16 protein-coding genes are annotated in these 21,117 nt (G+C 37.8%); 6 read left to right on the top strand and 10 right to left on the bottom strand.

Going from position 1 to position 21,117, the window contains the following annotated elements; all coding sequences use genetic code 11:
* Positions 1-43: 43 nt before the first annotated feature.
* The gene (locus tag DES35_RS11055) at positions 44-1,405 is read left to right on the top strand and encodes a TrpB-like pyridoxal phosphate-dependent enzyme (protein WP_037359150.1); all 1,362 of its coding nucleotides are present in this window, start codon (positions 44-46) and stop codon (positions 1,403-1,405) included.
* Between the two features lie 152 nt (positions 1,406-1,557).
* Here DES35_RS11055 and DES35_RS11050 read toward each other — a convergent pair whose 3' ends face one another.
* Together DES35_RS11050 and DES35_RS11045 are read right to left on the bottom strand one after the other, a co-directional pair.
* Positions 1,558-3,972: an OmpA family protein gene (locus DES35_RS11050; RefSeq protein WP_037359153.1), complete on the bottom strand. Its 2,415-nt coding sequence runs from the start codon at positions 3,970-3,972 to the stop codon at positions 1,558-1,560.
* A 1-nt stretch (position 3,973) separates the two neighbouring features.
* Entirely contained in the window at positions 3,974-5,197 is a 1,224-nt protein-coding gene (locus DES35_RS11045) for a hypothetical protein (RefSeq protein ID WP_147269355.1), read from the bottom strand.
* A 176-nt stretch (positions 5,198-5,373) separates the two neighbouring features.
* On the opposite strand from DES35_RS11045, the gene DES35_RS11040 reads away from it, so the two are divergent.
* From DES35_RS11040 to DES35_RS11025, 4 genes are all read left to right on the top strand, one after another.
* Complete coding sequence (locus DES35_RS11040) at positions 5,374-6,285, top strand: glycosyltransferase (RefSeq protein WP_114366587.1); 912 nt, start codon at positions 5,374-5,376, stop codon at positions 6,283-6,285.
* Entirely contained in the window at positions 6,276-8,150 is a 1,875-nt protein-coding gene (locus DES35_RS11035; protein ID WP_114366586.1) for a glycosyltransferase family 2 protein, read from the top strand. Before DES35_RS11040 ends, DES35_RS11035 begins: the two co-directional genes overlap by 10 nt.
* Positions 8,151-8,282: 132 nt before the next feature.
* Entirely contained in the window at positions 8,283-10,052 is a 1,770-nt protein-coding gene (locus DES35_RS11030) for an ABC transporter ATP-binding protein (protein ID WP_037359162.1), read from the top strand.
* 23 nt (positions 10,053-10,075) lie between these two features.
* Positions 10,076-12,136 carry an ATP-binding protein gene (locus DES35_RS11025; RefSeq protein ID WP_114366585.1) on the top strand — a complete coding sequence of 687 codons (2,061 nt, stop codon included), beginning with the start codon at positions 10,076-10,078 and terminating at the stop codon, positions 12,134-12,136.
* Here DES35_RS11025 and DES35_RS11020 read toward each other — a convergent pair.
* From DES35_RS11020 to DES35_RS11005, 4 genes are all read right to left on the bottom strand, one after another.
* Entirely contained in the window at positions 12,126-13,787 is a 1,662-nt protein-coding gene (locus DES35_RS11020; protein WP_114366584.1) for an ArnT family glycosyltransferase, read from the bottom strand. The two genes, DES35_RS11025 and DES35_RS11020, sit on opposite strands and share 11 nt — an antisense overlap.
* On the bottom strand, positions 13,771-14,391 hold the full coding sequence (locus tag DES35_RS11015; protein WP_114366583.1) for a phosphatase PAP2 family protein: 621 nt from the start codon (positions 14,389-14,391) through the stop codon (positions 13,771-13,773). Before DES35_RS11015 ends, DES35_RS11020 begins: the two co-directional genes overlap by 17 nt.
* Positions 14,392-14,396: 5 nt before the next feature.
* Positions 14,397-14,795: an START-like domain-containing protein gene (locus DES35_RS11010; protein ID WP_037359172.1), complete on the bottom strand. Its 399-nt coding sequence runs from the start codon at positions 14,793-14,795 to the stop codon at positions 14,397-14,399.
* A gap of 224 nt (positions 14,796-15,019) precedes the next feature.
* Complete coding sequence (locus DES35_RS11005; protein ID WP_114366582.1) at positions 15,020-16,255, bottom strand: cystathionine gamma-synthase family protein; 1,236 nt, start codon at positions 16,253-16,255, stop codon at positions 15,020-15,022.
* A 112-nt stretch (positions 16,256-16,367) separates the two neighbouring features.
* Between DES35_RS11005 and DES35_RS11000 the strand changes: the two genes are divergently transcribed.
* Positions 16,368-16,847: an Lrp/AsnC family transcriptional regulator gene (locus DES35_RS11000; RefSeq protein WP_051889333.1), complete on the top strand. Its 480-nt coding sequence runs from the start codon at positions 16,368-16,370 to the stop codon at positions 16,845-16,847.
* Here DES35_RS11000 and DES35_RS10995 read toward each other — a convergent pair whose 3' ends face one another.
* The 4 genes from DES35_RS10995 to DES35_RS11595 form a co-directional block, all read right to left on the bottom strand.
* The gene (locus DES35_RS10995) at positions 16,848-17,702 is read right to left on the bottom strand and encodes a class I SAM-dependent methyltransferase (RefSeq protein ID WP_114366581.1); all 855 of its coding nucleotides are present in this window, start codon (positions 17,700-17,702) and stop codon (positions 16,848-16,850) included.
* Positions 17,703-17,711: 9 nt separating this feature from the next.
* The gene (locus DES35_RS10990; protein WP_114366580.1) at positions 17,712-19,007 is read right to left on the bottom strand and encodes a sugar transferase; all 1,296 of its coding nucleotides are present in this window, start codon (positions 19,005-19,007) and stop codon (positions 17,712-17,714) included.
* A gap of 60 nt (positions 19,008-19,067) precedes the next feature.
* A complete protein-coding gene (locus DES35_RS10985; RefSeq protein ID WP_114366579.1) occupies positions 19,068-19,820 on the bottom strand; it encodes an SOS response-associated peptidase in 753 nt (250 codons plus the stop codon).
* Positions 19,820-21,117: hypothetical protein (locus DES35_RS11595; protein WP_211306556.1), on the bottom strand; the 1,298-nt coding region annotated here is incomplete at its 5' end. The genes DES35_RS11595 and DES35_RS10985, both read right to left, overlap by 1 nt.

Raw genomic sequence — 21,117 nt, 5'->3', positions numbered from 1 at the left:
AATAAGTGGGATTTTGTTTTCCTTTGCACAAATGTTCCTACTTATGAAGAAGAAAATTATTCTTGAAGAAGAGCAGATGCCAAGAAATTGGTACAACATCCTGGCAGACATGCCCAACAAGCCGTTGCCGCCATTGCACCCGGGTACCAAGCAGCCCGTTGGTCCGGAGGATTTGGCACCATTGTTTCCAATGGAATTGATCAAGCAGGAAGTCTCAACTGAGCGCTTTGTCGAGATACCGGAGGAAATCAGAAACGTATACAAAATCTGGCGTCCAACCCCGATGTTCAGAGCATATCAATTGGAAAAAGCTTTGGATACCCCGGCAAAAATTTACTATAAATATGAGGGTGTCAGCCCCAGTGGCTCACACAAGCCTAACACAGCCGTAGCCCAGGCATATTACAATAAAAAGGAAGGCGTAAAACGCATTACTACAGAAACTGGAGCCGGGCAATGGGGGACAGCATTGGCTTTTGCCTGCAAACAATTTGAGATAGAATGCGAGGTGTACATGGTAAAAGTAAGCTACAACCAGAAGCCATATCGAAAGGTGATCATGAAAACCTATGGAGCTCAGGTGTATGCCTCACCCAGCGAAAGGACCAATGCCGGAAGAGCCATTTTGGCCAAAGATCCCGATAATCGTGGAAGCCTGGGAATAGCTATCTCAGAGGCTGTAGAAATGGCAGCTGCCGATCCTCATACGAAATATGCACTCGGAAGCGTGCTCAATCATGTATTGATGCATCAGACCATCATTGGAGAAGAATGCAGGATACAGCTTGAAATGGCCGGAGACTATCCTGACATTGTGATAGCACCTCTGGGTGGAGGATCTAATTTTGCTGGTATATCTTTTCCTTTTTTAAGAGACAATCTGACCCAAGGCAAAAAGACCAGATGCATAGCCGTGGAGCCGGCCTCATGCCCGAAACTAACCAAAGGAAAATTTATGTACGATTTTGGAGACACTGCGGGGTATACTCCGCTGCTTCCGATGTACACCTTAGGCCACAACTTCATGCCGGCTGCTATTCATGCCGGAGGGCTCAGATACCACGGAGCCAGTGTCATCTGCAGCCAACTGCTGAAAGATGGCATAATCGAAGCCGTGGCCATACAGCAGCTTGAGTGCTTTAAAGCTGGCTTACAATTTGCCGAAACAGAGGGCATACTCCCTGCACCCGAAGCCACCCATGCCATTGCTCAAGTGATCAGAGAGGCTAACAGGGCTAAAGAGGAAGGTGTATCCAAGACCATACTGTTTAACTTATGTGGTCATGGATATCTCGACATGCAGGCTTATGAGGACTACTTTGCAGGTAAGTTGACCGATCATACGTTTACCGATGAAGAGTTGTACGCCAATCTGGAAGAGGTGAAAAATCTCCAGCCTGCGTGACAAAATCCAGGTATCCCGCATTGTAAAACAAATACACCCGTGGTTTAAATGACCACGGGTTTTTTTCAGCCTACGATGCAACGAAAAGGAATCAGTGGATAAAATACCCTTGTGCCAGACGAAATAATGACCTTTGCCCCGCTGCTAATAAACTACCAGAAAAAAGTAATATCTACTCTGCGGTCCATACTGTTGGCTTTTGGTCGCCCTCTTACTACTACGCCTCCGACTTCCATTCTGATCCGAACCGGATTGACTCCTTCTTCAATAAGAATGTTTCGGATATTTTGCATCCTGCTTCTGATAAGTTCTAAATTGGCCGCTATGCTTCCTGTGTTGTCGGCAAATCCTGTGATTAAAATAAAGGATTCGGTGGAATCGGCAAGGAACCTTCCAATTCGCCTGAGCATCAGAATGTCGGCAGAGTCTGGAAGCGATTTTCCCTTATCAAAAAAGAAAGTTGTTTTGCTTTTGAAATCTGCGAATTTGGGAACCGGAATTTTTTGACCAAAAAGAGAGGAGTCGATGGGAGGAATAGTTCTGTCGTATGAAACAGAATTACCGTCTAAGACATTTCCTGATGGCCGGCGCGAGTTCTGCAGTTCCTTCAGTTCACTTACAAGGAGTTTTAATGCCTCAGTTTGCTGGTTTAAAATGGTAGTAATCCTGGCATAAAACAATGTATCGGTCTGTGAACCAGTGGTTTTATCCTTCGTTTCGGATTTTGGTTCAGCATTGATTTCTGTAGATTGGAACTTTACTTCCGGAGTTCTGTCCCTCAATGAGGTGGTCGCGGGGGCGGTTTTTATCGAAGCGGGGATTTCCCTCCTTTGCCTAAAGGACTGAGGTTCTGCGCGTACTGGTCTTCTGGTTTGGTAGGTCGGTGGGTAAGCAGCAGCTTTGTCTGGACTGGCAATTTCCGCAGTTTGATCACTTTTCCTGTTTTGGGTGTGTATGTTTTTTGGCTGAGCTTCAGAAGTATCATCGAGTTCTATTTCATCCACTACAAGTTGTGCCGTATCTTTCAGTCGGTTGCCGGTGTGGCGGGCAATGGATTCCAGCGATTGTGATTTTTCTTCAACTTCACTCATTTGAGGTTTGTTTTCAACAGCCGGTTTGAAGGCGGGCGAGTCTGGAGCTATGTTTTTTTTACGGCCGACTTGTGTTGCCAGATTCCGGTCGCTGAGTAAGCCATCCATCAGGTCACCATTGTCGGACAGCCACATCTTCAGGCTATCGCTTTCTGCAATGAGTTTTTTTCTGTAGGTATTCAGAGAGTCCAAAGATTGTTTGTGTAAATTTTTCCTGGTAAAAACAAAAAGGGAGAGACTATCTTTCACTTGTTTTGGCAAAATAGTGTCCAGATCGACTTCCCTGAGCAAATCGTTTAAATAACCGATACTGTCACTGAGCTGGTCAGAGAGTTTTATCAATTCTGATTGTTTGCTTTCGTTTTCTTTGACCTGTAATCTGGCATTGAGGATATAAAAGCCTTGAGAAAGCAGATCTAGTCGATCTTCCAGAGATTGAATGGATAGTTTCTGTTGTTCAAGTCTGATGATGGAATTTGTATCTGAAGTTGAGAGATATTCCTCTTTTTTTATCAAAGGATCGAATTTGCTTGGTTTGTTTTGAGCAGCTGGTGGCGCAGCAAATCCCCCTGCTGTAGGGAATCTTCTAAGACTTTTTCTGGTACCAAAACTCCATTGAAGACCGATGGAGTGAAAAAAGTAAACGTCATATGGCTGATTGTCGCCCCTTTGGGAGGTTATAAATCTCCGATCGGTGGGATCGGATGCGCGCTGCGTGAGTTGATCAGGGAAGGAGGAGGGATAAGTGCCGCTTACATCGTCCAGGTAGTCGGTAAAAGCCAGAGTCCATTGAGTCGAAAGGAGCAAACTGATTTGGCCAGAAAGTCGGACTCTGAAGCCCAGGTCGAGTCTGGCTCCAGGCACCAGATGATCATAGTCTATTCCTTCTGTGCGCAGTTGCTGAAGGGGCGTTTCATATATTCCATTTTGACGGACCTGAGGATCAGAGAGGTTGTAAAAATTGCCTTCCTCATCCCTTAGGTCAGCAAAGGATCTAAACCGGATAAGCAGAGCAGAAACTCCCAGATACGGAGCGAAGATGGATCTGTGGGATAGCAATTTGCCATCGTCGGTTCTGAAAACGAAGCCTGCAGAATAATCACGGATCTCGGTTTTTACATTTAAGCCTCGGGAGAAGTTTTGGCTTTCAGTCCACAAGGTCCCATCTGGCTTGACAAAGCGGTCATTGGCATTGAATGTAATCTGTGAACTGCCAAGCTGAAAGGAGACGGTGTTGTTGATAAGGCGATTCAGCGATAGCTGCCACGACGGGCCTTCAAAATAATTGGGATTGAATGTATAAATGTGGCCAAGAGTTTTCCACACTCCGTCGTACTGGAGATTGTAGGGAGTCAGATCGCCGTAATAGGTACTGAAACCCGTGTGAACTACAATGCTCCATTTGTGTGGATACAGCTGGGCATAGCTGAGTTCAAAGCTAAAAAAAACAACAACTGCAGAAAAAAGCCGCATCATCTCATTTTTTCCGTTTACCAAATCCCACCCATACATTCAGCTCCAGCGACAAGCCTGCCATAGGCCTGAGCGATAGCCCGACCGGGTTTCCATTGCCGTGATCTTCGGACAGTATTGCGCCTCCAGCATGCACACGGACTGCGTTGAACAATTTATAGCCCAGTGCCGCGTAAAGGGGGCGCCCCACCAGAGGACCTGTGTACAGTTGGTTTTCGTTGCTAATGTTTTGAAGCAGAAGACCTATAGACAAAGATGCATCTCCCAAATATCTGTTGAATGTCTTGTTGGCAAGCGGTAATGATATACCCAGATAGGGGGTGTTTGAATAGTTGAAATTGTCAAAATTACCTCCGAAATAGACGATGGAGTACCCTAGGTTGACGGGTATGTGACCGGGAAGTTTTTCAGTCCTTGTTATCACTGTTTTTTCCTCTATCTGAATGAGCATATTCGGACTCAGAAATTGGCTTACTTCGCTGGTCAAAAGGCCGATAAGTTCATCAATCAGCTTTTCTGCATATTGCACTTTTTGGGATTGGTTTTTTGATCTCGATGCAATGTTGAATCGTGCAATTCGCAAGTTGGTTCGCTCGATTTGTCGGATTTTCTCTTCGCAAAGGGTACTAAATCCTTCAAACACACGACCATTGGCCAGTCTGAAATCCCTAAGCCCTTGAAGGACCACCTGGTTAAAGGTTTTTAATAACTGTTTTGAGGTTTGCTGGCTGACTATGCGGTTTTTTCTGAACTGAAAATTTGCCTTGACCGCTGCTTCTAAATTGGAGTTTAACGACAATTGCAACACCCTTAATTGTTCCGGTGTGGCTGCTGCAAAGTACCTGAATTGAAAGACGTAAAGTTTATCGCTGTGCAATGGTGAAACCTGAAATTCAAACTGGTCGATGGCCAGATTGAAGGGTCTATTAAAAACATGTCGTTCAATAGGTTCTCCTCTTTGTTTTTTCTCATAAATGGCTAATTCAACCCTTTCGGCAATATCTGGTAAAAAGCCATTGATCCGGAAAACTTCCTCAGCCGGGAGAGGAGCCCCCCCTTGGAGAATATTTTTCAACACATCGTAATTAACTACTCGTGTAAATTCCTGTCCGGTAGCGGTATACGTACTTATTAAGGCTATCACTAGAGAAAGTATCCGGCAACAACTCATACCTTCAAATAATTTTGACAAATATATCAACCAGGTAATCATAGCGTGAATGTCCATCCAAATGTATCTGCTTACAGATGATAAGTTGTAATTATTGATTGTCAGCTGTTGTCAGGTTGAAATATTTAGCCCAATGGTTGCAATAAGTTCTAATTTTCAAACACAAGTTTCAGCGCAGCAACCCGTTTAAACAGTAATGCGACCTTTAATATCTTTACCCCGTTTTTGCTTGCATGATCTCGATATTAATTCCAACGTACAACTTTGATCCTACCCAGACCGTCAGGGAGCTCCACGCTCAGGCAGATGAGCTCAAAATTTCGTTTGAAATTCTCATTGCAGATGACGATCCCAATTCGGGTATGGCCGCGACATATCAAAAGCTCAATGAATTGACCAATGTTCACGCTTTCATCAATCCGAAAAATCTGGGTAGAAGAGGAAACAGAGATTACCTTGCATCAAAGGCAAGGTTTGATTTTTTACTTTTTTTGGATGAAGACGCTTTAATATGCAATCGCAATTTTCTAAAAACGTATCTGGAGTATGCTAAACCCAATCTGGTCGTTTGCGGGGGAGTAGAGTATTGTCTTAACCTTCCTGATGCTCAAAAGCGAAAACTCAGATACAGCTATGGAATTTTCAGGGAAGTAAAGTCTGCTTCTGACCGAAATGCAAGACCTTATGCTTCATTTATCACATTCAATTTTCTGATACCTAAAGATATATATCTGCAACTACCCATTCACACAGAGATTTTGGGATACGGCTACGAAGACACCATGATGGGCTATGACTTGAAATATCGGTTTGTTCCTGTTTTGCACATTGACAATGCAGCATGCCATAGTCAGGTCGACGACAGTGTAGTTTTTTTACAAAAAACCAATCAAGCACTTGAAAATCTCTCGAGAATGATAGCCTCCGGAAAGGTAGATGACGATATAAAATTATATAAAACCTACAGCAGAATGCAGTCATTTGGTCTTACCCTTCTGCTCAGGATTTTATACAGTCTTGCCGGAAATTTTCTTGCTGATTTTTTAGTTCGAAACAATGGACCCCTTTGGTTGTATGACGTGTACAGATTGATGTATCTCAGTACTATAAAACCGGAAATAACTGGCCCGGGAGCATGGAGGTAAGGCCGGACATATCGGTAGTCATTGTTTCTTATAATGTTTGCCATTATCTGAAGCTATGCCTGGATTCAGTTTTCAAAGCTGCCAATGGACATGGCATTGAGGTCTTTGTTGTGGACAATGCCTCTTCGGACGACTCTGTAGATATGGTAAAACAAAATTTTCCTCAGGTGCGACTGATCGCCAACAGCCAAAACCTGGGTTTTTCCAGAGCCAATAATATAGCGCTGAAAGAAGCCAAAGGTGCCTACCACCTTCTGCTCAATCCGGATACCATCGTGCCTGAAACAATATTTGATACTTGTCTGAAAATCATGAAAGAGCATCCTGAAGTTGGAGCAGCCGGTATTCGCATGATTGATGGCAGCGGGCACTTTTTGCCGGAAAGTAAAAGAGGTCTACCGACTCCCCGGGTCTCGTTTTTCAAAATCACAGGACTTTACAGGCTTTTTCCCGGATCAGCAGTGGTTAACAAATATTATTTGGGAAATACATCGCCTTTAGAAAATCAATATGTAGAAATATTGGCTGGAGCATTTATGCTTGTGAAAAGCGAAGTAGCTGAAGAAATAGGCTATCTCCCTGAAGAATATTTTATGTATGGTGAAGATATAGATTTTTCGTATCAAATACTTCGAAAAGGTTATAAAAACTTTTATATTGCAGAAGATAAAATACTTCATTTTAAAGGAGAAAGCACCAAAAAAGGTACTTTGAATTATGTTTATGTATTTTACAAAGCAATGGCTTTATTCTCCGCTAAATACTTTGGGAAAGGCAATGCATTTTTTTACAATATCCTAATCAGTATTGGGATAATTTTTACTGCTCTGATTGCAGCATTGAAGAGGTTAATAATTTCTCTTGGTCTTCCGGTCTTTGAATTTTTAGCTATTTATGCCGGATTTTGGTATGTTCACGACTACTGGGAAAAAAATCACAGATTCATTTCTGGAGGCGAATATCCGGATGTATACGTATATGGAATTTTACCTCTCTACACAGTGCTTCTTGTAACAGGGGTTTTACTGTCAGGTGGCTATAAGAGACATCAAAAGGCAAATTCAGCATTTCGGGGTTTACTCTTTGGCTTTGTTGTTATTTTGATTCTCTATGCATTGAGTCCTGAAAATTGGCGATTTTCAAGAGCCATAATTGTTCTTGGCACTCTTTGGGCTTTTTTATGGTCATTTATTTATAGAAATGTATTGCTTAGTCTTAACATCATAGAAATAGCAAAGAAAACAACACTTCTATCCACTGTTTTAATCACAAAAAATCCGGATAGTTTAACGAATCAGCTCCCCAAAAATTTATCAGTTAAATGCATCAATCCTGAGGTGGTGAAAAGTGAGCTTCCGCAATTAAAATTATTTTTTCTGATCGCACAACCTGACTACGTAGTGTTTGATTCTGACACTGTCTCTTACAGAGAATCTCTGGACATACTCGAAAAACTATCGACAATACACACTACCTTTTTATTTAAAATACCAACTGAGAATGTTTTTGTTGGTACAGGTGAAATTTTAAATCTTTCATCAGGTCAAAATAAGTTGGAATCACAGAAAATACCTGTCATAAAATTGATCTATGATTTTTTATTGACTTTATTGATATGTTTTGGTTTTTTTCCAAAAGTAAAAGCACGGTATAATGTAAAATTTGACCACTTATTTGAAATATTAAAAGGTAATATGTTGCTTTTTGGATATGGAAATGCTCAAAAGTCCATCGTTGACATAAATACTGTGATCAACAATTCAAATAACTTATTACCTATAGAAACATTATACGAATTTCAAGTTAATTTTAATCCTTTGCACAGTTTAAGAATTTTGCGAATGTTGGATAAAGTTACTTTTTAATTTATTTCATTTGTTTTAAATAATTCATTAAAACCATTGAAAAATTCTATTGTATATATATTCACCTTAAGATACACTATTATAAGCATAATTTAACTGAATGGTATCATTATTTTGTGCGACTTAAGCGATATGAAAAGACTCAATGCAAATTCCCTAAGGAAAATATTTAGACTGTACAGATTTTTAAAACCACATCGTTGGAAGCTCTTTTTGGGATTGATTTTTCTTTTGTTGTCAGGAGCGGCCAATTTACTTTTTCCAAAACTTTTAGGTGACCTGGTAGATGCTACAGAAGTAGATGATTTTCAAGTTGCTATCAATCAGGTAGGTTTTACGTTGATTGCAGTTTTGCTGGTGCAAGCAGTTTTTTCATATTTCAGAATAGTTCTATTTGTTCAGGTCACCGAGCATACACTTGCTTCCCTGCGAAAAGCCACTTTTGACCATCTGATACAGCTCCCGATTTCATTTTACAATAAAAAAAGGGTCGGTGAACTTACAAGTCGCCTGTCAAACGATATCGTAGTACTACAGGAAACCATGACGACGACCCTAGCTGAATTTATTCGGCAACTGCTGATAATTACCGGCGGAATAGCCCTTTTAACCTATACTTCCTGGAGGTTAACACTTTTTATGCTGGCGATACTTCCACCCGTTGTGCTTATTACCATCTTCTTTGGAAGATATGTAAAGAGTTTATCCAAAAAAGTACAGGACGAACTTGCCTCCAGTCAGACAGTACTCGATGAGACACTTCAGGGAATTTACAATGTAAAGGTCTTTGTAAATGAATGGTATGAAAAAATCAGATACAACAAAGAGGTAGACAAAGCAAGAGATACAGGCATTAAAACCGGAGTCGTCCGGGGTGCTTTTGCCTCTTTTATCATTTTGGGATTGTTTGGAGCTATGGTAGCTGTACTGTGGCTGGGGTCATTGCTAATTGCCAGGGGTGAAATGGCTACAGGCCAACTTTTTTCCTTTATCATCTACTCCGGTTTTATCGGAGGTAGCATCGGTGGCCTGGCGGATATTTACACCAGGATACAAAAAGCCATAGGTGCGACAGATGAATTGCTGGGGATCTTTGATTACAAAAGCGAATTGGATGCCGAAGATAAAGGCTCAATATCTGTTATCACATCCAAAACTAAGGTCAAAGGACACATCCGTATTGAGGACGTATCCTTCAGCTATCCTAGTCGTAAGGATGTATTGGTGCTCAATCACATCAATCTGGAAATAAAACCAGGTGAAAAGGTGGCTTTAGTAGGTAGTAGCGGGGGTGGAAAGAGTACCCTGGTGTCGTTGATCTGTAAACTCTACAACAATTATTCAGGTGATATATATCTGGACGACATCAATTACAGATCACTTTCACCATATGATGTAAGACGACATTTGGCAGTCGTGCCTCAGGAAGTGCTGCTTTTCGGGGGAACAATAAGAGAAAACATAGCCTACGGCAAGCCAGAAGCTACAGAAGAGCAAATCATAGAAGCTGCAAAAATTGCATATGCCTGGGACTTTATTGAAAAATTTCCTGAAAAGCTCAATACCATTGTGGGTGAGAGAGGTGTTCAGCTGTCCGGTGGACAAAAGCAAAGAATTGCAATTGCCAGGGCTGTAATAAAAAATCCAGAAATATTAATTCTAGACGAAGCCACCTCTTCATTGGATTCTGAATCGGAACATTTTATTCAATTGGCGTTGGAGAAGGTTATGGAAAACAGAACGTCCATTATCATAGCTCATAGACTATCAACGGTCAGAAAGGTAGATAAAATAATAGTGATCAATCAGGGAAAGATAATTGAATCAGGTACGCATTTCGACCTAATGAAAAAAAATGCCAGTTTGTACAAAAAATGGTATGAATTGCAACATTTAGCCTAAATTTACAGCGAAATGATAAAAGGTTGAAGCATTTTTTAAACTATTCGATTGTTTTTACATTCATAACAATTTTCTTATTTCACTATACATCTGCACAATACAGACTATCGGATAATGACAGTGTAAACTCATACTTAATACATAAAATAGAATTTCTAAGATCTTATGGTACCGCTGAACAAATAGATGTATTTATCGACGAACTTTATTCAAAAAAAGAGTCAAAATACGAGAATAATATTCTTCTGATTGTAAACATACTCAAAAGCAGGAATGCAGTTTTAAATAATAATTTTCAGGAAGTATTCGAAATAATCAGGCATAATTCTGAAATAAAATCATCCAATCATTATCTCAACACACAGAAAAACCTGCTTGAAGGTTTATATTATCTGTTAGCAGACTCGGTAGAAAAGGCTGTTGATGTTTTTTTTCGATCTGCCTACTTTGAAGGTGTACATGACACCGACTTTTTATTTCTTTCCAATTATTACGTTGCACAGATTCTCTATAAACAAGAAAATTATTTTAAAGCCAGAGACTTTTTCCATAGAGCTTTAGTCTATGCATTCTTCATCAAGAATTTCAATAAAGATAACGTATATCTTTTTAATCGATTGCAGGAATTGTTTTCAAATATCGCCCTGTGTTATTTAAAAACGGATGACCTTCCTATGGCGAGATATTATTTTCAGTCGTGTAAAGAATACATCAATAAATCAAGGGATATTTTGATATTAAATAAACAAAATTATGAGCCTCTCATTTACAATCAGCTCGTCAATTTTCTTTACGAGTCTATGGGTGTGCTGAAAGGAAATATGGGAAATTTATATGTAAAATCAGGTTTAGTTAACGAAGGATTGGAATATTTAAAAGAGTCGATACAAATAAATGAGAAAATAGGTTTTGATCAACGTGATGCATTCATCACAGCTGGGCATTTGATTGTCTCTTATTTTGAAAATGACAAGCCTGATTCGGCTCTCATGTACATGGATCTGTATTTTGATAAAATTATAGAATTTTCATTGCATAAATCTATAGCCGATATCTCGTTTTATTCCATGAAGTACTACTTGGATGAAAATTTGGAAAAATCAAAGTATTTTCTAAAATTATATGAAAAGTCTAAAAAGTCAAATCAGACGATAAAACGAGGGAAAAGTTTTTTTGAGAATTATGTGGATTTGCTAGATGCCAAATACAACTTAATTTTTGAAAATGAAAAATTAAAACAAGAAAAAATATTGCAACGTGAAAAATACATAAAACTAATATATATAGTTATAATTTTCATATTATTTTTTGTGTTACTATTATATTTTTATTTCAATGTAAAACTAAAAAATAGAAACATTGTAATTGAAGGATACAATAAAGAGTTGAATAATATTAATGAAAAGCTTAATGAAGTTAATTTACAGAAATCAGGTATAATGAGTATGGTCGCTCATGATCTACGCGGACCAATAAATTCTATTACTTCTTTAAATGAATTACGCCGGGATAATTTAATTTCTTCAAACGAATTTAATCTCTATCTTATAAAATTAGTCGAAAATGCAAATTCTGTAATTCAGGATATCATTGATTTCGTCAAAAGTGAAAAAAAATTAGAAGATAAAATGTTTTCTAATATTTGTGTAAAAGAAATAATTGAAACTACAATATTAGAAATGCAGTCATTATATACGAGTAAAAAAATTATGGTCGAGACTTCAATAGAAGAGATTTATATTAATTCAGATCAGGTATTATTCAAACGATTATTTCACAATATTTTCTCCAATGCAATAAAATTTAGTAATGAAAATACTAAAATAACAATTGCGGCTTTTAAGGATAATGAAAAATTAATACTTAAAATAACGGATCAAGGTATAGGTATGTCAGATGAAATGCTAAAAATACTTTTTGAACCATTTACACGAGCCTCAAGAGTTGGAACCGCTAATGAGCCTACTCATGGATTGGGAATGAGTATTGTAAAAAAAATTGTGGAACTCCATGGAGGTACAATTAAAGTAGAATCAAAAATAGATTTTGGTACTACTATTGAAATTCAATTACCTATTTACTAAGTCCTGCATTTGGTATTTCCCTTTTGAAGAAATAAAATCCGTTTTCACTGTAGATAAATTTTGCATCATTTACCTTTTCTTTGAATTCATTGAGATGATACGTCCTTACTGAGATGTAGACTGGTTTATCGATGTCTCCATACAACAGCCATTCCATATTACCAGCATTTGGATGGGAAGCAGGTCTTTTTTCTGAGTAAAATAGATTAGCATAACTTCTGTAATTAAAAGTGATTGGATATACATCCAGATTTTTAAGTGATTTAAAAAATCTAATATTTGCTCCTTGACTTATTCTTTCAATATTTCCTGTGTGTAGGTATAGAAAGGATTGTATCCATAAGATGTTTATAACAGTTAACAATAAAAGTTTAAGACGATTAAATTTATTACGCCAGCTTATCAAGATAGCAAAACAGGCTATACTTAGCAGTAAGGGGAAATAGTCCAAAAACCTCCAAATTACTAATGAAGCTTCGAGATTTTCAACAGCAAACGGATCTTTGATTTTATCAGTAATAAATTGTTTATTTGAAAAGATAAATGGTACTAAAAATGACGCGATCATTAATGCAATAAACTGAGTAAAAAAGGAAATTTTCAAAATCTTGTTTACAGGCAGTTGCTTACTTAGGATTTTATATGCATAATAAGCACCTACAAAGGTAATTGGATAATAAGCAAGACTGCTGTAATGAACAATTTTGGTTTTTACCAGAGAAAACAATACTACTACCACTGATAGCAATATTAGCATCCATTTAATTAAATCCTTTACGAATAAATTTCGTTCACTAACTGCCTTATCAAAGAGGTAGGCAATGAGAAAAGATGATGATGGAACACATCCGAAAAATAAAATCACAAAGTGATATCCAAAAAATCCTTTATGACCTGCATCTGGCTTTGTCAAAAGTTCCCATTGTCTAATAGTAAATTCGATGATAAAATCAGGTCCGTTAACGAAGTAGTCTACCAGAAGCCAAATTGAGAAAGTAAATAAACTCACAAATAAAAATACCAAATATTGCCAAAAGGGAAGAAACCATCGAAATTTTTCAAAAATCCAATACACTAAAAAAACCAGAGTAAGTATCAGGAGTGCGACTGGTCCTTTTGTTAAGAGTGCAAGTCCACAAAATATTCCTGAATAAATTAGTAAAGTGAGTTTTTTATTGCCTTTCTTATAACGGTGATAATGCTTAATTATCAGATAAAAAGCTGTGAAAATAAAAAAATTAAACCAGGGGTCTATAATTCCACTTTTGAAATACAGATGTGGTAATATGGAAGACCACCACATCAATGTCCATATCCAACCGAATACTGATGAAATGGTATTTGAACCAATGAGATACAACACTATTGATACTAAAACACCCAAAAAAGCATTTGGAAATCTTGCAGCAAATTCATTAACACCAAAAATTTTCATACTAATCGCCTGTAACCACATAAAAAGAGGTGGTTTTTCAGTGAAATTTTGAAAGTCAATTTGAGCATTAATATATTTTCCTGTCTCGTTCATCTCCCTTGCTATCTCAGCAAAATTTATTTCGTCCCAATCAAATAGGTGTACATTGCCTAAAAATGGAAAATATAATATTGCTGAAATAAGGGAAATAAGTGTGATATCAGTAAGTTTTCTCATTTTTTTTGTTGAGAAAATTTAAAAAACGTATCCCAAATAGAGCGATGAGAATTCCTAAAAATGTACCTGCTGCTACATCTACCAAAAAATGTTGGGAAAGATATACCCGACTTAAAGCAACCAATATAGCAATTGCGCAAAAAAGAATTCCTGTTCTTCTGTCAAAAAATACAGATAGGGATGCCCAGAAGGCAAATGCCGCAGTAGTATGACCTGAAGGAAAACTGTATTTCGTGTGGATTTTAACACCCTCAACAAGATGTAAATGCTCGGCTCCTATTACGGATAAAGGTCGGTCAATATTTGGAAATATAAGCGACTTACTTAATCCTGTAACGAGTAAAGTAAGGACAGCAACAAAGGAAAAAAATAGTGATTTTTTAAAGTTTTTTAAATAAGTAAAATAAACTATTACTGGCACAAATAAAAAACCATCACCTAAATACGTCACATACTTAAAGAAGTAATCTGCAAATGGATGGTGATACGAATTTATTGTTATGTGAATTTGTGTTTTATCAAATGCCAGGGAAATTAAAGTAGTGATTACAAAAAACAAGGTAGCAATGAGTAGAAATGGTCTTGAAATACGGTATGTTTTCATTGTGTTTAGTTAGACCCCAGCAAATGAAGTAAGTCGTTGATCTGGCTATCCCAAAGTTTTTTGGACTCTTCTACTTCATCTTCATAGGCATAATCTGTAACCCATAAGGACAAATCATTTGTGATTTCATCTTCTACCAGTCTGAATTCAAAAAAAGTTTTAAGTCCGGCCTCTTCATCCTCTAACCACCTGAATTTAACATATTGGTCGGCTTTTTTCCCTATCATTCTCGCTTTTTGTTCTGTTTCACCCCAAAAGAAAGTATAGATATCTCCTTTATTGTTGACATCGTCACAAAACCACTCAGCAAGTCCGTTTGGAGTGCTTAGAAATTGGAATAATAGAGGTTTGGAGCATTTCACCGGATATTCGAGTTCATATTTTACTTTGGGATCTTCGCTCATAAGGATTACTTTAGGTAAGGTTTTGTTTAGCGGCCGAAATATAGAAAAAACATATTCTTTACATCAAAAAAATATTTCGCCATGCGATGTTTGAAAGCAAATAATTAAGATATAGGTCAGTTTTTACTGTGTATTTTTAAAAATATACGCTATTTTCCTGATATATATCCTACCGAAAGCATTGATGACTGTTCATCAAAATCTGTTTTACTTCTCAGAAAATTTTAAAAATTCAGGGCTTGGTGTAAATCTGCAAGAATATCATCGACATGTTCGATCCCAATGCTGAGCCGGATCATAGAAGGTGTGATGTTATGTAATTTTTTATCATCTTCTGGTACATCGCTGTGAGTCATGGAATAGGGATGCTGTGCAAGAGATTCATTTGAGCCTAGGCTCACGGCCAGATGTATTAATTTTAGCCTGTTCAAAAATGTAAAAGCCTCTTTCTCACCTCCTTCGATATCAAATGAAATCATTGCACCAGGACCAAGGCATTGCTTTTTGAATATTTCTATTTGTTCAGTGCCTTGTGACTTTATTCCCGGATAATACACTCTCTTTATCTTACTGTGATTCAAAAGCCATTGCACTACTTTTTGCGCATTTTCCTGCTGTTTTTCCATTCGGATTTTCAAAGTTTCAATACTTCGCATGAGTAGCCATGCGGTATTTGGACTGATCATATTACCAAGAAAGGTTCTCAAATGCTTGATTTGTTCGAGGTCTGTTTTTTTGCCGAGTACGACTCCTGCAATTAAATCGCTGTGACCTCCCAGGTACTTGGTAGCAGAATACAATACAAGGTCAGCACCATGTTTTAAGGGCTGCTGAAATACAGGCCCCAGGTAGGTGTTGTCCACTGCTATTTTAGGCCTTGATTGGGTGAAATTCATCAGAAAATTGGCCAGTTGACTTACCAATTCGATATCAAACAGGTCGTTGGTAGGATTTGCGGGGGTTTCAATGTAAATCATTTTAACTTTATTCGCCAGTTTACTGGCTTCGATTGCAGAAGTTATTTCCCGGAGACTTTGCTTTGGATGTATGGGTAAAACTTCAACCCCGATAGATACCAGGTAGTGGTTTATAAAGTGGTGTGTGCCACCATAAACAGGGTTGCCGTAAATGAGTGCATCTCCCGGTTTCAGATAACTCAGCAATGTGGTTGCAATGGCACTCATTCCACTTTCAAATGCTGCTGCTTCTTCTGCTTCATCCCATAGACATAGCCTTTCTTCGAGGATTTGCATGTTTGGATTATTTAATCGACTGTAGATCAATCCAGGAATCTCTCCCGGTTTTGCATACCTCTTTCCATAGGCGAGCTCAAAAAAAGCTTTTCCTTCTTCGGCTGTTTTAAATACAAAAGTAGATGTCTGAAAAATTGGACATTTTATGGCGCCTTCACTCCAATGAGGATTGTAGCCATAGGTCATCATCAAGGATTCTGGTTGCATAGTAATTTTTATTTAAAACAAAAGTATATTAAACAAAAAATTATTCAATAATAATTTTATTTTCAGAAATATATTTTAATTTAAATTATATTTGTGAATAATTTTCAATAAAATGAGCGATACTGAAAGAAAAACTACAAAAATTACGGATAGTGACTACCTTCTTCTAAAGTATTTACAAAAAAACGCAAGGGCTACCCTGAAATTGATCGCTGCGGAAAGCGGATACCAAAGCCCCTCAGGTGTACTGGAAAGAATTAAAAAACTGGAAGAACGTGGTTTCATAATGGGCTATGAAACTGTCTTAAATAAATCGGCCCTTGGATTTAAAGTTTCGGTTTTGACGCATGTCAAAATCAAAGAACATTATGAGGCTGTGATTTATGATTTTGAAAATAATGTGCGAAATCTTGAAGAGGTAAAAACTTTCTTTCATGTGACCGGTGAATACGATTATATTTTGCTGGTGACCTGTGCCGATATTGAGTCTTACCACAAGTTCATTGTTGAAAAACTATCAAAAATCCCTAATATTATGACAGTACACTCCTCATTTATTTTAAAAGAGGTTGAATGCAATACACTTTTGTAATTAATGCAATTTTTTTATAAATAAGGTGTCTTGAAATTCAGGGCTATTTCGGTATATAGGTGCAGTACTCCAACTGCCTGGAATACGCAATAGTATATCAAAGTGTCTCTGTCTAAAGATTTCATTAATCAATTCTTCTGAATATGCAACATTTGCTTCCGGAACTTTTTCATCCATTATAAAATAATTTCCTCTTGTAAACCGAAAATTGATTTCACTATTGTTCATATGTTTTTTACTGTTTTCATCAATAATAAAAAATGTAATCATAGCTCTGCCTCCTGGCTTTAAAGTTCGTTGAATTTCTTCGATATAATGTATCATGTCATCGTATAGCATATGTGTAAAAACAGAAGTGGCAACCGCTATATCAAAATAACAATCCGGATAGGGAAATTTTAAATGTGAGCTACGTATATTTATTTTAGTATTATACAGTGTATTGAATGCAGGAATATGCATAAAATTAAAGTTTGAAAATTTTGTACTAATGTTTTTTTTGCACCAATTAATTCCTGACTCTACAATGTCAAATCCTTCGTATTTTCCTCTTGTACCCAATACATCAGTAAGAGACACGGCCAATCTTCCTATGCCACAACCAACATCAAGTATGTAGGAATCCGCAGTAAGTCCTGCATGTTTTTTCAATAGATCAGCGAAGTGTTTTCCAGTTTTGATAAAGTTACCTCTTCCAGTAAAAATCAGTCCTTTTGGAGGCTGAAATGGATGCCTGGAACCTCTAATATAATCTAGAAAATCTATGGGAAAAAATATAATTTTTCTAATCAATAATCGAGAGGAGGGATCCAATGAATAATACAATTTTCTGACCAAGTAATTTAATTTTTTCATTGATTTGTTTTATGTACCTCTTGGAATTTGAAAAATAGTTAATACAAGAATTTTCAGGTCAAGCGTCAGACTCCAGTTTTCGATGTACCACACATCGTTTCTTAGTCGTTCCTCAAAATGATAGTCGTCCATAATTTTACCCCTATACCCCCGTATTTGTGCAAGTCCTGTGATCCCTGGTTTTACCCAATGCCTAACCATAAAAATTTTGCTTTTTTCTTTAAATTTTGTAATGTCTTCCAAATGGTAAGGTCTTGGGCCTACAATTGACATATCACCCTTTAATACATTGATTAACTGTGGCAACTCATCAAGGCTGAACTTTCTCATAAAACTACAGATAGCAGGAGTTGAATTATTCTCCATAGTTTTATATTTGTAAATTGTAAATATTTTTCCATTTTGACCATATCTTTTTTGTTTGAAAATTGGCGTTTTATTCCATTTAATGAAAAGAATAATATATAGCAGTAACATTAATGGAGATAAAACAATTAGAAATAATACTGATAAAACAATGTCTGAAAAGTATTTAACAAATTTATTTAGAGGTAAATTTAATGGCTCGTCCCTAATTTTAAGAAAAGTTGCTGATACATACTTTATCAGTTCAGCACTTCTAAAGATGGGTTGAAATTCTGAAAAAAAAATATAATGATTTATATAATTGATGTCACACCATCTTTGTATTTCCAATAATTTTTCCACATCTTTTATTGCACTTATCACTACTTCATAATTTTTCCCTATATTCTCCGTCAATAGTATATCTTTCTGAAAATTAATTTTATCTACATTAGCCTTATAATGAAATTCTTTATTGATTGCGTTTTCAATTTCATTTGGTTTGGAATTATTTTCACAAATCAAAAGTATTTTAACTTCTTTGGTTTTTTTTTGAAAATAACGTATTGTTTTCGACACTATTAAAAGTAAAACATTTCCGAAAATCAAGTGTAATACGAATAAAATACCAGCGAAAATTCTGGAGAAATAATATCCCTTTAGAATTACAAGCAAAAGAGCATAAATGATAAGAAGACCTAGCCATCTTTTATTAAACGAATTTGAAAGAGAGGTGAAATTTTCAGGAAACTTTGTTTTCCATGAATTTAAAAATAAAGCGATCCATGTAGTATTCAAAAGAAGAAATAGTTGTACATAATAATCATAGTATTCTTCACTTAAAGGTGTTTTTTCATTAAATCTTGTCAATAGAGCTATCAGAAAAGATATATTAAGTGATAAAATTTCACCTATTAAAAAAAAAGCAGATGAATGTTTTGTAATTCGGTGTATTTCCATTATTGAATGCAGTGAATCTTCACCTGCACTGGGTTTGCAATATTAAAAAATAGCTTCAATTTACTGAGAAGTTGGATTTAGATGAATATTAATATGAGCCTGTGGCTTGTTGCCTATTCCATTTTTACCGGTAAGTGAGCCCACAGGTATTGCCGTAAGATTGTTAATTTCCAAATTCTTACATTCTTGTATTGCTTCTTGTGCGGGAGAGGATGTCCACTTTTGAAGATAATCTCCTTCTAATATAAGTGGCATTCTGGGTTCGCCGGCCTGACTCTTGTTATGAATTTCTGTCATTAAAGCATTACCAGGCTTTGTTACTATTGAGAGGGTAATTGAAAAGGGAATGTTGTCTGGTGCAATTTCATAAATTCCTCCGATGAGCATTGGCCTTTTGTCGAGGTATGTTATATAATATGGATGAGCTTTTTTTTCAATGTGTTTGTATTCAAAAAAACCATCGAGCATAACAATGCATCGATTTTTTTCTGTAGCTTTTTTAAACGATGGTTTTTCCAACAGGGTTTCTATTCGGGCATTTAGCGTGTGTTTTATAAGATCTTTTTGCTTGTCTTTGCTTTTGGCCCAATGCGGGATGAGTCCCCAAAAGCCTGGGATAACCTTTAATTCTGGAAAAAAAGTAAGTACGGGTAATCCTGGAAATTCAAATCCGCTTCTGTACCAGGCTACTCCTATGTAATTTCTAATCTGGTCCAGTTGTGCAAAAAAAGAGGTTTCTTTATCAGTAGGTATTCCAAGCCTTCTGGCGTATATTTCGTTTTTATGTGTCAGGTAACTTACTGAATAACACATTAGTGTATTTTTAGTAATTTAAAGTTGCGTTCTTTCCCATCTAGTTCGATTCTCAAAAGGTATGGTGCTGCGGGCAAAGATGCGTGTCTTTTCCATACCGGTTGCGAAAATTCATTTATCTGAAAAATTGTCTTTCCAAGTAAATCAAACAACGTAATCCGTACAGGATAACCCCCGGATGGTAATCCGTTAATGAACAATACATCATCCGAAAAGCCTGCTTTGAGTCTATCGAGCGAAAAGTTTTCAATTGAAAGGGTTGCACATGAAGTGTCGCAAAGCCCAAAACACACTACAGGGAGCGTTGTATCGGTAGACGGAACATGAAGGAATCGGTTTCCAAACATGGTACATGTGCCACTTATGATTTCCTGATTTATAAATGTATTTCCGTTTGAAAATCGATAAAGAATAAAAGCTCCTGTATCAAGTGTTAGGGCCACTTGATAAATGTTGGGTTGTATTTGAGTCATTTTATATTCCGAATAATTCCATTGATTAAAAGTGCCGGCAATGTGTACACCTTCAGGAGATACCGACTGCCCTTTCATATTTACAGATATTGTTACTTCTGAAGTCTTAGGCAATGGTGTACAAGGGGTGCAACTACTAAAACATATTACAGGCAGAACGGTGTCGGAGGTGGGCACGTCCAGCCATCGGTTAAGGGGGTTTCCGATCCCACAGGCAGGAGGAACGTTTTCGTCATTTCCCCAGGTATTGCCGTTGATAAACTTGTAGAAGACGGAGTCGCCTTCGGGCAGGGAGGTGGTCAAGTACCAGAAGCCTCCTGTGCTGTCGAAGGTCAGGGGTGTGGAAGCGGGATTCCAGCCCTGGAAATTGCCGGCGATGTGTACGCCGTTTGGGTCAGGGGCCAGGAGGCCGAGGTCAACTCTGAAGGTGACCAGGGAGGTAGGCGGGCAAGGGGAGCAGGAGGCAAAGCAGACGGCCGGAAGAACGGTATCGGAGGTGGGCACGACCAGCCATCGGTTGGCCGGGGCCCCGATGCCGCAAGTGGCTGGCACGTTTTCGTCATTTCCCCAGGTATTGCCGTTGACAAACTTGTAGAAGACCGAATCGCCTTCGGGCAGGGAGGTGGTCAAGTACCAGAAGCCTCCGGTGGTGTCGAAGGTCAGAGGTGTGGAAGCGGGATTCCAGCCCTGGAAATTGCCGGCGATGTGTACGCCGTTTGGGTCAGGGGACAGGAGGCCGAGGTCAACTCTGAAGGTGACCAGGGAGGTAGGCGGGCAGGGGGAGCAGGAGGAAAAGCAGACGACCGGCAGAACGGTATCGGAGG

Source organism: Schleiferia thermophila (genome assembly GCF_003337435.1).
In the GTDB taxonomy this organism is placed as follows: Bacteria; Bacteroidota; Bacteroidia; order Flavobacteriales; family Schleiferiaceae; genus Schleiferia; species Schleiferia thermophila.
This window is presented reverse-complemented; position numbering and strand designations above follow the sequence as displayed.